The organism is Pseudomonas sp. G(2018), assembly GCF_005502415.1.
Lineage (GTDB): Bacteria > Pseudomonadota > Gammaproteobacteria > Pseudomonadales > Pseudomonadaceae > Aquipseudomonas.
Genome location: NZ_SCOO01000005.1, coordinates 252168 through 265101, shown reverse-complemented (window position 1 = coordinate 265101; position 12934 = coordinate 252168). Strand labels below are relative to the sequence as shown.

The 12934-nt window shown below is 58.4% G+C and carries 13 protein-coding genes; 12 read left to right on the top strand and 1 reads right to left on the bottom strand.

Annotated features, from left to right (window positions below; genetic code table 11):
- From FFS64_RS07705 to FFS64_RS07685, 4 genes are all read left to right on the top strand, one after another.
- Positions 1 to 627 carry a cytochrome o ubiquinol oxidase subunit III gene (locus tag FFS64_RS07705; RefSeq protein WP_095193828.1) on the top strand — a complete coding sequence of 209 codons (627 nt, stop codon included), beginning with the start codon at positions 1 to 3 and terminating at the stop codon, positions 625 to 627.
- A complete protein-coding gene (gene cyoD / locus FFS64_RS07700) occupies positions 627 to 962 on the top strand; it encodes a cytochrome o ubiquinol oxidase subunit IV (protein WP_095193827.1) in 336 nt (111 codons plus the stop codon). Before FFS64_RS07705 ends, cyoD begins: the two co-directional genes overlap by 1 nt.
- Before the next feature lie 11 nt (positions 963 to 973).
- Complete coding sequence (gene cyoE / locus FFS64_RS07695) at positions 974 to 1861, top strand: heme o synthase (RefSeq protein WP_137804861.1); 888 nt, start codon at positions 974 to 976, stop codon at positions 1859 to 1861.
- Between the two features lie 426 nt (positions 1862 to 2287).
- Positions 2288 to 3799, top strand: a complete 1512-nt coding sequence (locus FFS64_RS07685; protein ID WP_137804860.1) for a Fic family protein — start codon at positions 2288 to 2290, stop codon at positions 3797 to 3799.
- A 143-nt stretch (positions 3800 to 3942) separates the two neighbouring features.
- Here FFS64_RS07685 and FFS64_RS07680 read toward each other — a convergent pair whose 3' ends face one another.
- On the bottom strand, positions 3943 to 5355 hold the full coding sequence (locus FFS64_RS07680; protein WP_137804859.1) for a PLP-dependent aminotransferase family protein: 1413 nt from the start codon (positions 5353 to 5355) through the stop codon (positions 3943 to 3945).
- A gap of 148 nt (positions 5356 to 5503) precedes the next feature.
- Between FFS64_RS07680 and FFS64_RS07675 the strand changes: the two genes are divergently transcribed.
- The 8 genes from FFS64_RS07675 (at position 5504) to FFS64_RS07640 (ending at position 12930) form a co-directional block, all read left to right on the top strand.
- A complete protein-coding gene (locus FFS64_RS07675; RefSeq protein WP_137804858.1) occupies positions 5504 to 6604 on the top strand; it encodes an MFS transporter in 1101 nt (366 codons plus the stop codon).
- Between the two features lie 40 nt (positions 6605 to 6644).
- Positions 6645 to 7925: an acetyl-CoA carboxylase biotin carboxylase subunit family protein gene (locus tag FFS64_RS07670; RefSeq protein ID WP_137804857.1), complete on the top strand. Its 1281-nt coding sequence runs from the start codon at positions 6645 to 6647 to the stop codon at positions 7923 to 7925.
- Between the two features lie 47 nt (positions 7926 to 7972).
- Positions 7973 to 8467 carry a RidA family protein gene (locus FFS64_RS07665; protein ID WP_137804856.1) on the top strand — a complete coding sequence of 165 codons (495 nt, stop codon included), beginning with the start codon at positions 7973 to 7975 and terminating at the stop codon, positions 8465 to 8467.
- A gap of 82 nt (positions 8468 to 8549) precedes the next feature.
- Positions 8550 to 9014: a cupin domain-containing protein gene (locus FFS64_RS07660; RefSeq protein WP_137804855.1), complete on the top strand. Its 465-nt coding sequence runs from the start codon at positions 8550 to 8552 to the stop codon at positions 9012 to 9014.
- 205 nt (positions 9015 to 9219) lie between these two features.
- Positions 9220 to 9864: a glutathione transferase gene (yfcF, locus tag FFS64_RS07655; RefSeq protein WP_137804854.1), complete on the top strand. Its 645-nt coding sequence runs from the start codon at positions 9220 to 9222 to the stop codon at positions 9862 to 9864.
- 30 nt (positions 9865 to 9894) lie between these two features.
- Positions 9895 to 11247 carry a KamA family radical SAM protein gene (locus FFS64_RS07650; RefSeq protein ID WP_137804853.1) on the top strand — a complete coding sequence of 451 codons (1353 nt, stop codon included), beginning with the start codon at positions 9895 to 9897 and terminating at the stop codon, positions 11245 to 11247.
- 30 nt (positions 11248 to 11277) lie between these two features.
- Positions 11278 to 12150: a branched-chain amino acid aminotransferase gene (locus FFS64_RS07645; protein WP_137804852.1), complete on the top strand. Its 873-nt coding sequence runs from the start codon at positions 11278 to 11280 to the stop codon at positions 12148 to 12150.
- Between the two features lie 21 nt (positions 12151 to 12171).
- Positions 12172 to 12930, top strand: coding sequence for a TauD/TfdA family dioxygenase (locus FFS64_RS07640; protein ID WP_137804851.1), 759 nt, complete (start codon positions 12172 to 12174; stop codon positions 12928 to 12930).
- Positions 12931 to 12934 lie beyond the last annotated feature (4 nt).

Here is a 12934-nt window from a genome sequence, read left to right as displayed (position 1 = left end):
ATGTCGAACTTAGTGACCAATGCTGGACACGCCCATGGTCATGACCACGGGCACGATGACCACCACCACGACTCGGGCGAGATGACCGTATACGGTTTCTGGCTCTACCTGATGACCGACTGCATTCTGTTTGCGTCGATCTTCGCGGTGTACGCGGTACTGGTTAACAACGTAGCGGGTGGCCCGTCGGGCCACGACATCTTCGAGCTGCCATACGTGCTGGGCGAAACCGCTCTGCTGCTGTTCAGTTCGATCACTTACGGCTTCGCCATGCTGGCGTTGTACAAAGGCAAGAAGCAGCAGGTTCTGGGTTGGCTGTTCATGACCTTCCTGCTCGGTGCCGGCTTCATCGCCATGGAGATCAACGAGTTCCACTTGCTGATCTCCGAGGGCTTCGGTCCTAGCCGTTCCGGCTTCCTGTCGGCGTTCTTCACCCTGGTCGGTACCCACGGTCTGCACGTATCCGCAGGTCTGATCTGGATGGGCATCATGATGTACCAGGTCAACAAACATGGCCTGACGTCGACCAACAAGACCCGCCTGAGCTGCCTGAGCCTGTTCTGGCACTTCCTGGACGTGGTCTGGATCTGCGTCTTCACCGTTGTTTACCTGATGGGGACTCTGTAATGGCTAATGCACACTCCCATGACAGCCATGATGCTGGCCACGGCAGCGTAAAGTCGTACGCCATCGGCTTCATCCTGTCGGTGATCCTGACCGTCATCCCGTTCGGCCTGGTGATGTACCCGAGCCTGCCGAAGGCCACGACGCTGGCAATTATCCTGCTGTTCGCAGTGATCCAGGTGATTGTTCACCTGTATTACTTCCTGCACCTGGATCGTTCTGTGGCTCAGCGTAACAACGTGATTGCGTTCGTCTTTACGGCCATCGTGATCCTGCTGCTGGTTGGCCTGTCGATCTGGATCATGTTCAGCATCCACACGTTCATGATGGCGAAGTGAGGTAAGTCCGGATGTCCTTTAAGCACTTTATCCAAATCACCAAACCGGGGATCATTTTCGGTAACGTGCTTTCTGTGGCAGGCGGATTCTTCCTGGCCTCCAAAGGGCATGTCGATCTGGCCATCTTCCTGGCCGCCATGATCGGCACGTCCCTGGTGGTCGCCTCCGGTTGCGTGTTCAACAACTGCATCGATCGCGACATCGACCTGAAGATGGAGCGCACCAAGAACCGGGTGCTGGTCCAGGGCCTCATCTCCCTGAAACTGGCCCTGGCCTATGCGACCGTCCTGGGTATCGCTGGCGTGGCGTTGCTGTACACGGTGGCCAACCCGTTGGCCGCGCTGTTCGCGGTGATCGGTTTTGTCATCTACGTCGGCTTCTACAGCCTGTACCTCAAGCGCAAGTCGGTTCACGGCACGCTCGTGGGCAGCCTGTCGGGCGCCATGCCGCCGGTGATCGGCTACGTCGCGGTGAGCAACAGCTTCGACATGGCCGCGCTGACCCTGCTGGTGATGTTCAGCCTGTGGCAGATGCCGCATTCCTACGCCATCGCGATCTTCCGCTTCAACGATTACCTGGCCGCATCGATTCCGGTGCTGCCAGTGAAGCGCGGGATTCAAGTGGCCAAGAAGCACATCCTTATCTACATCCTGGCCTTCCTCGTGGCGACCTTGATGCTGACCTTCAGCGGCTACGCCGGCATGAGCTACCTCGCCGTCGCCGCGGCCATGGGCATGTATTGGCTGTACATGGCCTGGACCGGCTACAAGGCAGTGGATGACACGGTCTGGGCACGCAAGCTGTTCGTGTTCTCGATCTTCACCATTACCGCGTTGAGCGTGGCGATGTCCCTGGACTTCAAAGTGCCGACCGAGTTGCTGGTGACGTACGCGCCTTAAGCGTCGGATGCCGAAAAGAAAAACCCCGCCCTTTGAGAGAAGGAGCGGGGTTTTTTGTTGGGGGGGCGGTTCAGGATGATTTCGCTCCGCATGAAGATTTTTTCAACGCGTCTCCCTCGGGCCACTCAGTTGGATTGCAGTGTCTGCCTGGTTTGTAGTGCTCTTGAATAAACCGGATAAAACGCTCTGCCTGGTCAGGAGGTGTGCGACGTCCGTGCGCCGACTGGCCTTTAGGTAAATTAGGCCGGCAGTCAGCAGGAATTGTGAGCGCGCAGAACCCGAAGAAAAACTCAACGTCGTGTCCGGGATTAGTTGACCACTGCAGCTGCTGCTTAATAAAAAATTGAGATACTCTCTGAAAATTAAGATTTTCTTGGCCCGCTGAAGAAAAAACGCGTGGTCAGAACAAAAATGAGGATTTGTGCGATGAACTCGGCTGGATATGCTTGCCTGCAAGATACGCTGCGGCTTTCAGCTTTTCCATTGCGCCATCCTGCCAGGGTGCAGCCTGTTACGCGGCTTGAGCGAATCGGTGAGACATTGGCAGTCCCACCTGGGATCGCACCTTCTCCAGACGATTTGCTTGGGCATGTCCTCTTTGCGTTAAAGCATGAAGGTATCAACCTCGCCATTCTGGCGCAGGCACTACCTCAGATTTCGAAAGAATTGCTTGAAGCCGAGCTGCAAAAAGCTCCGAACGGAATCTACATCCGCAAGGCCTGTTATCTCTACGAAGCATTCACTGATAGGGAGCTGATCCAGCATTCACCAGTGAAGGGGCGCTTCATCCCCTTGTTCGACCCGAAGCAATATTTGACGATGCCAGGAGAACGTAATTCTCGCTGGCGTGTGGAATTCAACGGTATTGGAACGTTTGCTTATTGCGCCACCGTTGAGCGAACACCTCAAATCATGGACTTGCTTCAACACGATATCCTTGCACGCGTGCAGCATTTCATACTGAACCTCCCATCAGGAATGATGGATCGAGCAATCAACTGGGCCTACTTGAACGAAACGAAGGACTCGTTCGCCATCGAGAAGGAATCTCCCAGTGAGGATAAGTCTCGACGATTTATTCAACTGCTCAGGCAGGCTCATGATCGTATGCCGCTGAGCGAGGACTACCTGGTAACCCTCCAGAACGCGACCATTTCCAATCCATACGATATGGCTGCGGCGTTCCGCCATGAACAAAACCATCTCGCAAATGGGCTGCAAGGCGCGGCTGGAGTTACCTATGTCCCGCCCGCGCCGGACCTGTGCCGGGAGCTGATGGAGCGTCTTATGGCCTTGGGCAATGAAGCGACAAAGCACATTGACCCTCTGGTTGCCGCCGGGATTATTTCCTTTGGATTTGTATTCCTTCATCCGTTCATGGATGGGAATGGTCGCCTTTCCCGATTCCTCATCCACCAGACTTTATGTCGTGCTGGCGCGTTGGAAAATGGCTTGTTGCTTCCAGTATCGGTGGCAATGAAACGTGAGGAGCGTTTGTACCTGGAAACCCTGCAGGAGTTCTCTCAGCCGGCGCGTGAATTTTGGGATGTTCGATGGATTGATCAAGATAACCTGTCGTTCAACTTCACGGGTCACCCTGCGATCTATCGCTTTTGGGATGCTACGCCGGGAGTTCGATTTACTCTTGAAATGGCCAAACGTGCCCTCGAAGTCGAGCTTCGCGAGGAAACCATTTACCTCGAAAACTACGACAAGATCGTCAAAGCTGTTGATGAGCGCTACGACGTCCGAGGCAGTGATCTGTCCAATCTCGTGATGATGTGCCTGGCGCAAAATGGCACTGTCTCGAAGCACCGTCGAAAGCAGTACAAGTATTCGGTTCAGGAAGAAGTGTTTGACTACATCGAACAGGTTACACAGACACTGCTGAAGGCGCAGGACGTGGAAGTCAATCGAGTCGAAGAGGTTGACCTGTAACAACCAGGGTGCTGTGAAACACGCGGAAGGTGCAAACATTCAAAAAGCCCGCGTGGATCGCGGACCGCACAATCGTAGCGATCTGCTGGCGGGGGGAGGTCAGCAATGGACTTTTGGGCACAGGGTAAGTGGTGGTCAGTTACTTACTTGGATTCAAGCAATCGCAAGAACCGCTCGCGCACCTGGGTGTTGTCGCTGTGGGCGACGTTGAAGCGCAGGAATTGGCTAGCGTCCGGCGCTTTGCTGAGCAGGGTGCCGGGGGCCAGCACCAGGTCGATGTCCAGGCCTTTCCTGGCCAGTGTTTCGGCATGAAAGCCTTCTGGCAATTGCGCCCAGATAAACAGCCCTTCGTGGGGCAGCGATGACACCGAGCAACCGGCTTCCATCAACCAACGGCTCACCCGGCTGCTCGACTCATAGAGCCTGTCCACCGTGCGCCGTGTGTGTTTGGCGTAGCTGCCGTCGCTGAGCATCGCGCAGATGATCTGTTCCGCCAGCTCCGACGTCATGCCACCGCAGGCCATTTTCAGGGTGATCATCCGTGCCGCCAGTGGTGGCGAAAGCACTGCAAAGCTGACGCGACTGTTAGCCGTCAGGGTCTTGGAGAAACCTGAAATGTAGCTGACATTGTCCAGCCCGCCCGCTGCCAGACGTGGCGTCTGTCGTTGCTGCAAGTCGCCATACAAATCGTCTTCGACGATGTGGAAACCATAGCGGTGGCTCATTTCCAGCAAACGATAAACCTGTGCCTGCGAGAAGGAGTGGCCGGTCGGGTTGTGCAGGGTGTTGTTGGTCATGTAGAGCACGGGACGATGGGCACTCACCAATTGCTCGAAGGCCTCCATGTCCATGCCGTCAGCACCACGGGCAATGGTGATGACCTTGGCACCATGCAGCGCCAGATTGGTGTGCATGGTGAAGTAGCATGGATCGTCGAGCAGCACCGTGTCGCCAGGCTTGACCAGCAGGCGCATCAACAGGTCGATGGCCTGTACGGTGTTGGCGGTGGTGACAATCTGCTCCACGGGCACTTCGATGCCCAGAGCCGACAGCTTGACCTGCAGGGCCTCGCGCAACGGCAGGTAACCGGCGGCGACGCCGTATTCGCCCATTTGCAAGGAGGTGGCGCGCAGAGTGCCACGCACGGCTTTGAGCAGTTCTTCGGCCGGTAGCCACGAGGAGGGCAGGAAACCGGCGCCGGGGCGCAGTGCGCCAGTGTCCTGCAGCACCGCACGGCGGACCACGCTGAGGGTGTCTTGCGGTTGCAGGTCCGGACCGGCATCGGTCTTGAGCGTGGTGCTGGAGCGGTGCACGTAGTGCCCCGAGCCCTGGCGTGAAACCACCAGACCCTTGGCCCGCAAGCGGTCCAGCGCATCCACCACCGTGGACTTGCCTACGTTCATCAACTCGGAGAGTTCGCGAATCGGAGGCAAGCGCGAACCGTGGGGCAGGCCGCCCTGGCTGATCGCCACCGACAATTGATCGACAATCTGCTGAACCAGCGGTACTCCCGGCTGGAACTCGATGGCGGCGATCACTGCGCGCTGAACCTGCATTTTACTGGTCTCTCCGGCAGTAAAGTTCGTTTGATTCTATACGAACTTGCTCTGATGAAAACAAGCGTCCCTCTCTACCATCACCTTACAGACTTTCCTGATTGTTCGCGCCGGGCGCCTGAACAATCGCTGGTTCCAGAGGTGTTGCATGAGTGTTCAAACAACGGCCGCCGTGGCCAAACCGGTGATCAACATTCGCCTGTTCATGATCCGGATCATCACCGCGGTGTCGCTGTTCGCGGTACTGGGCAAGGCCAACGTCTGGCTCGATACCGCGACCAACAGCATCCTGGCCCTCGGTTATCGAGCCTTGCTGTTGCTGCTGCCGCTGACGTTGCTGGTACTGGGCCGTCGGTCCTTGAGCGTCACCTTGACGTGCGCGGCCGCCGGCCTGGTGCTGCTGGCGGTCACCAGCAACCAGGGCGTGGTGATGTTCGCCGCGGCGTTGTTTGCCTACGGCATTGCGATTGCCGGTTACCTGATCAAGAGCGAAGCGGCGCAGACCAAGGAAGGTGCGGCGTATAACCGTGTCGCCATGAACATGGGCAGCCTGTTGGCCGGTTTGATCCTGCTCTCGCCACTGCTGACCCCGACCCTGTTTTTCCTCGGCGCGGCGGCATTCGTCCTGTTGTGCCTGCCGATCGCCGCAGGCGCGACCTTCACCACCCAGCCGGTGGTGGCGAGCCCGGTCACCCACGATGGCAGCGGCTGGCGCAACAAACTGCCGTGGGCGATCGCCGGGATCATCATGGGCATCAAGTTGTTCGGGGTGTTCTCGATCCTGCCGCAAGCGATCCTGCTCAAGACCGGTGAACTGCCGGCGTGGTACGGCCTGATGCTGATCCTCAACAGCGCCGTGGTGGTGTTCGCCCAAGTGCCGGTGATGAAGCTGATCGAGCGCACCGGGCGCTTCAAGGTGGTGGCGGTGATCGGGATCATCGTCGGCGGCTTTGCGGTGTTGTCTTCACCGGCGGCGTTCCGTGTCGAAACCCTGGTCGGCGCGTTGATCTGGGTGGCTTTGCTGTCCATCGCCGAATGCGCGTTCAGCTACCTCGATTACTTCTCGGTCAAGCAGAACAACATGTTCGTCAAGGAAGTGGCCTTGGGCGTCGGTGCCGGCCTGACGGTCCTGATCATGCGGGTCGTGCCGGCGCCGTACAACGCCCTGGTGCTGGCCGCCATCGGTGCCGGAGGGATCCTGGCCTGGTACTGGCTCAACCGTAAATCCAATGCGTCGTTGCACGACTGACTCAGCGCAGCGTCGGTTTTCTTTGCAGGTCGGGGTTTTTATGAATACGACATCATGCGTAGTAGTGGTCGGATACAACGGCAATCGGGTGCACGACATCCAGAAATTGCGCGACCTGTGCAAGTCGCTCTACAACGCCCGACTGATTCTGCTGGTCGAGCAGATTCAGCCCCAAGACGAACAAGTGGCCGATCACGTCTGCAGCACATCACTGGCCGAGAAGGACGTGGCAGACTCGCTTGAGCTGGTGGTCGGTTGCCTGAACGCCGACAGCTGGAAACTGATCGGCGTGCTGCCGTTTTCTGATCGCGGCGTATTGCTCGGTGCGGCCCTGGCCAGTCATTTCGGCTTGCCTGGCATCACCCGGGCCGAGGCGCGGGCAGGGCTGGACAAACAGATTTTCCGCCACCTCGAAGCAACGGCTACAACGTCGCCAGAAGACTATCGCCCCGTGTTTTCCGAGCGGGTCGAGAGCCTGCCTCAACTGCGCCAACATGTGGTGGAACTGGGCGGCAAGGCTTTCATCAAGCCGGCCTGCGAAGGCGCGAGCCGCGGCTGTCGCGTGATCCAGCACCCGTCGGAATGCGATGAAGCCTGGCAGGCGCTCAAACCTTATCGCGAGGGCGGCATCGTCCTCGAAGAACTGATTCAGGACGCCCGGGAATACAGCTGGGACTGTGTGGCCGGGAGTACCTGGGTCACCGAAAAGACCACCACCGAAGGCGCCTATCGTGCCGAGATCCAGCAAGTGGTACCTGCACCGCTGCCGGCAGACGTGCATACCCGCCTGATGGCTGCCGGCCGGCACATGGCCGGTCTGGTGTCCGAGAACAATGGCGCGTGGCACAACGAAGTGTTCCACAGGGCCGACCAACTGACGTCGGCCGTGGAAACCAACATGCGTCCCGGCGGCATGCACATCTGGGACCTGGCCAAGCGTGCTTTTGTCGATTTCAACCCGTGGGAGCGCTGGGTGCGCTGGGCCGTGGAAGGCCAGATCGAGTACCACGAACCGGTACCGCGTGGCTATTGCGGCATTCGCCTGCTCAGGGCGCCAGCGGGCGGGATATTGCGCTCGACGCCTGACATCGAAGCCGTGGCCAGTGCGCTGCACATCGACCTGGTGGAAGCCACCTTCGCCAAGCGTGTCGGTGATTCGGTCAGTGCACTGGTGAAAGACAACTTCTCGTTCATCGGCCACATCGTGTTGTTCAACGAACACTACGGTCAGCTCAGCAACGACCTGTTGCGCCTGGCCGAAGCCATTGAATCAAGGGTCGGGATCACGAGCCTGGCGCCGCCCGCCAGGGCCGTGGGTTAAGTAGCGATCGATGTTTTTTTGCAGTATTGATCTAGAGGATTCGGACAATGATTGAACACATGACCTGTGATGAACGCTTCATCGCCCTGGCCAAGGAATTCGGTTATGACATCTACGGCGAGAACACCGCCGGCGGCCATTACGCGCCGCTGATTCGCCATCACGATGAACTGTATGTCAGCGGTCTGGTGCCGCGCATGAACGGCAAAATCCACTATCCCGGCCGGGTCGGGCTGGATCTCAACATGGCGGATGCGCAAGCGGCGGCCAGCATCAGTGCGATGCGCGGTCTGGCGCTGATGGTCGATGCCATCGGTTCGCTGGATAAGATCAAGTCGTTGATTCGGGTCACGGTGTATGTGAAATCCACGGCGGACTTTGTCGACCTCAGTGAAGTGGCCAACGGGGCCTCGGATGTCTTCAGTCATGTGTTGGGCGACGCCGGGAAACATACTCGAACCACCATTGGTGTTTATCAGTTGCCGAAAAATGCCGCTGTTGAAGTTGATATGATCGCGGCGTTGCGGCCTTCGACTATATAAGTATGAGTGGCCTGGCTTTACAGTGGTCAATTGTTCGCCTAGTGTCTGGTGACTTAAGTCGCCAGCCATTTGGAATTCACGAATGAATAATGTTCGAGGCAGGTTTTTTTCCTATAAGAATTTTCGCCAGAGTTTAAAGCACCCGCCTGGCAGTGCGCGGGTGTGGAAAGAAGGTGAACTTGCTGACATGCGTCAGAGTCTTGCGGCCAGCGAGGTCGATATTGTCGCGCTGGCCTACGACAACAGCCTCGAAGGGTGCAGGTTGACGCCAGGAATGGCGGTGTCCATGCAATGGTTGATACCCGGCTCGACGCTCACTGGCCATGCCCATTCCTGGTGGCACCTGTTCATCATTCAGTCCGGCAGTGGCACTTTGACCCTGGGCGATGCCGACGCAGTGAGCGTCAGCCCTGGTGACGTATTGCTGGTGCCGGCCTGGACCGAGCACGGCTTCGTCAACACCAGCGCCACTGAGCCGCTGGCCATGCTTAACATGAGCAACATGCCGCAAATGGCGCAGCTGAGTGCTGCGGACGCCATCGTCTGATCGCCCTGCGAGGCGAAAATTTCCCCGTCACCCCGTTCCAGGGAGCCCGCGTTCGCAGGCTCCCTTTTTCTTTTCCGGTCGTTGGCGTTTAGAACCTCTGTATCCGTAGAAACAGATAATTTCTGTATCTGTTCAGCGTTTAAACACCTAACTACGATCGCTTCCAATGCAACGGATTAGTGTGGTTAGTGCAAGGGAGCGTTCTATGGAAAGTACGAAACTGCAATTGTATGTGGGTGCGGATTTTGTCAGTGCGTTTGCAATGTCTGCGTTTGTGGCGTTGAAAGAAAAGCAACTTTCATTCGAATTGGTTACGGTAGATTTGAAGGCGAAAGAGAATTATAAAGCGACTTATCGTGATCTTTCCCTGGCCAACAAAATTCCAACATTAGTTCATGAGGGTTTTGCGCTGTCGGAATCTTCCGCTATCGCCGAATACCTGGATGAACTCTCGCCGGGGCATAAAAAGCTGTTCCCTCAAGACATCAAGCAACGCGCCCGTGCCCGTCAACTTCAGGCCTGGTTGCGCAGCGATCTGCTGGTGGTGCGCAAAGAACGCCCATTTGACCTGGTGTACTTCGGCAAGAAACACAACCCGCTTTCCGACGAAGCCCGTGCTGCGGTCGACCGCTTGTTCTTTGTGGCCGATCGCTTGCTGCAAGAGGGCGCCGAGTACCTGTTCGGTGACTGGAGCATTGCCGACACCGACCTGGCAATCATGCTCAACCGACTGGTCGCCAATGGTGATCCGGTGCCTGCGCGGCTCGCGACCTACGTGCGCCGTCAATGGGACCGCGACAGTGTTCGGGCCTGGATGGACATAGAGCGCGTAGCGCCAGCCGTTCAGTAACCGCCGCCAGCCAACACCAGGAGCGCTGCCATGCAGGGAATGTCGGAGCAGGAAAGATACAAACCCTATAACTCACGCACCATCCGCGACACGCCGTACTGGCACAAGCTGACGCCGGCCTTGCAGGAAGCAATGACCGTCGTCGCGCGGGTCATGCCGTTTCGCACCAACGAATACGTACTCGGTACGTTGATCGATTGGAACAACATTCCGGACGATCCGATTTTTCGCATGACCTTTCCCCATAAGGACATGCTGCTGCCGGACGAGTATGCATCGCTCAAGCAACTGATCGAACAGGACGATGCGGCGGCCATCAAGCGCCGGATCGAAGCGATCTGGCTGCGCATGAACCCTCACCCGGCCGGGCAGCTGACGCATAACGGCGCGACTCTCGACGGAAAAGTCCTGCCAGGCATTCAGCACAAGTACCGCGAGACCGTGCTGTTTTTCCCCGGTGCCGGTCAGACCTGTCATGCGTATTGCACCTTCTGTTTCCGCTGGGCGCAGTTCATCGGTGAGGAAGAACTCAAGTTCAACGCACGGGAATCCCAGGAGTTGGTGAGTTACTTGCGGGTGCACACGGAAGTCACCGATGTGCTGATCACCGGGGGCGATCCGCTGATCATGAACAGCCGTTCGCTGGCCGGATACATCGAGCCGCTGCTGGAACTGGCGCACCTGAAAAATATCCGCATCGGCACCAAGTCCGTGGCGTATTGGCCACAGCGATTTGTCAGCGACAAGGACGCGCCCGAGTTGCTCGAACTGTTTCGGCGGATCGTCGCGGCGGGGAAAAACCTGTCGATCATGGGACACTACAACCACCCGGTGGAGATCCGCCAGGACATCGCCCGGCAAGCCGTCGAACGCATTCGCTCCACCGGTGCCACCCTGCGCATGCAGGCACCGGTGATCCGCCACATCAACGAAAACCCCGCCAATTGGGCCGAGCTGTGGACCGAAGGCGTGAGGCTCGGGGCGGTGCCGTACTACATGTTCGTCGAGCGGGACACCGGCCCAAGCCATTACTTCGCAATGCCGCTGGCGCGGGCGTTCGAGATTTTCCAGGCGGCGTACCGCACGGTCTCCGGGCTGGCGCGCACGGTGCGCGGGCCATCGATGAGCACCTTCTACGGCAAGGTGTTGATCAACGGCATCGAGACCGTGGCCGGGGAAAAAGTCTTCGTGTTGCAGTTCCTCCAGGCCCGGGACCCGCAATGGGTATTGCGCACTTTTTATGCGCGCTTCGACCCGCAGGCAACCTGGTTCGACCAGTTGCGCCCGGCCTTTGGTGAGCGAGGGTTTTTCTTTCAAACCGAGCCTGAGCTTTTGCTGGCACCGGCGCCGGAATTGATACCGGTGCTGCTGCAAACGGCGTAGGACGATTCTTGGAATTGGGGAGACAAGGACATGAGCGGTATCCCGTTTGATCAACGCGAAGGATGGATCTGGCTCGACGGCGAGTTCGTCGAGTGGTCCCAGGCGCGCCTGCATGTGCTGACCCATGGCTTGCATTACGCGAGCACAGTGTATGAAGGGGAGCGCGTGTACAACGGCAAGGTCTTCAAGCTGCGCGAACACACTGAGCGGTTGTATCGCTCGGCGCAGCTGATGGATTTTGCCATCCCGTTCGAGCCCGCCAAACTGGAAGCGGCGAGCCATGAAGTGCTGCAGCGCAACCAGGTGGTCGAGGGCTATTTGCGGCCGGTGGCGTGGCGCGGCAGCGAGATGATATCCACCTCGGCACGTTTCAACCGCGTGCATGTGGCAATCGCCTGCTGGCAATGGCCCAGCTACTTCGACCCGGCGGCGCGCATGGCCGGCATTCGCTTGAAAACCGCTACGTGGCGGCGCCCGCCACCGAGCAGCAGCCCCTTCGAAGCCAAGGCGTCGGGGCATTACCAGATCGCCACACTGAGCAAGCACGATGCAGAAAACAGCGGCTACCACGATGCCTTGATGCTCGACTGGCGCGGTCACGTCGCCGAGGCCACCAGCGCCAACGTGTTCTTCGTTAAAGGTCGGACTTTGTACACGCCGACGCCGGATTGTTTCCTCAACGGGATTACCCGGCAGACCGTCATCGAGCTGGCCAGGGCCCTGGATTACCAGGTGATCGAAACCACGATTTTGCCTACGCAGCTGGGCGACTTCGACGAGTGTTTTCTGACGGGCACCGCCGCCGAAATCACCCCTGTGCAAAGCATCGATGAACAGCACTACCGACCGGGCACCGCGTGCCGCGAATTGATCGCCGCTTACACCTCAACCGTCAACGCCTGATAAACCGCCAGGAACCTCACCATGTCAGATCAAGGGATTGTTGCGTCCAAACCTTATGTTTCCCTGGGCCATCGCCATGAGGAATTGTCTTCCCGGGGCTGGACGGTGCTGACGCCGGGGGAGTTTTCCCACGACGTTTTAGGCACCCTGCACGAGTTCGGTCCGGTCATTCCGCAATTCAACGGGCAGACCGCCTTCGCCATCACCCGCAAGCCGGGCTACGAAGACCTGCCGTACTCCCAGAGCATGAACGGCATCGGCCCGCACACCGAGGCGCCGGTGTATGGCCCGCCGCCACGTTACCTGGCGCTGCATTGCCATCATCAGGCGACTTGCGGTGGCGGCCACACGGGGCTGGTGGACGGTTACGCGTTCTTGCAGTCACTGGAGCGCAGCGACCCGCAACTGCGCGAATGGCTGGATGACACCCCCGTGGAGTTCGTTGCCACCGCCAAACCCGGCGAGCCCGCGCAAACCCGGGTCAAGGAGTACATCCTGACGCCCACCGAGGACGGTGACATTTTCCGCTTCAGCTACAACCAGTTTCACTACGGCGATGTGAACCCGTCGAAGCAAGCCTTGCAGCAATCACAGGTCAACAACAACGACTCGCCGCTGGCCAGGTTTGCCGTACTCGGCGAAGCGTACTTCGTCGAGCACAACACCCCGGTGCTGATTCCCGACGACTGCATGCTGATCTGGGACAACTGGCGGATGATCCACGCCCGGAGTCGATACACTGATCCGGCGCGCCACCTGACCCGCTACTGGCTGGCCTGATTCT